The sequence below is a fragment of the Mesorhizobium sp. M8A.F.Ca.ET.207.01.1.1 genome (genome assembly GCF_004794715.1).
In the GTDB taxonomy this organism is placed as follows: domain Bacteria; phylum Pseudomonadota; class Alphaproteobacteria; order Rhizobiales; family Rhizobiaceae; genus Mesorhizobium.
In genome coordinates this window covers 1-314 of sequence record NZ_SRUS01000418.1, presented here as the reverse complement: position 1 = coordinate 314, position 314 = coordinate 1, and the positions used below count along the sequence as shown (strand labels likewise).

The window sequence follows — 314 nt, the reverse complement described above, 5'->3', positions numbered from 1 at the left end:
ATGCCGTCGAACACGCCCAGTGCGGCACCGGCACCACCGGCACCGTCGGTCACCGGCAGGTTGCCCTTAATGTAGGCGTCGATGCACGAGGCGACGAACGCCTGGCGGTTTTCCGGGCGCGCCGCGCTGGAGAAGCCGCGCGACCAGGTCCCGCCACCCAGCGAGATCAGTACCTTAAGGTTCGGATACTTGGCCTTGAGCTGCTTGAGCTGGTTCCAGTTGCCACGCAGCGGCTGGTCCCAGGTATCGGCGCTGCCGCTGACGCTCTCGGCGGCACTGAAGGCCTTGGTGTAGTCGGCGAAGGCATCGCCACC

At 66.6% G+C, this 314-nt stretch carries 1 protein-coding gene; it reads right to left on the bottom strand.

Translation table 11 applies throughout. From position 1 onward, the window contains the following. Positions 1 to 314, bottom strand: a 314-nt coding sequence (locus tag EN850_RS35175; RefSeq protein ID WP_246689334.1) for a glycosyl hydrolase family 18 protein, incomplete at both ends; no start/stop codon positions are given.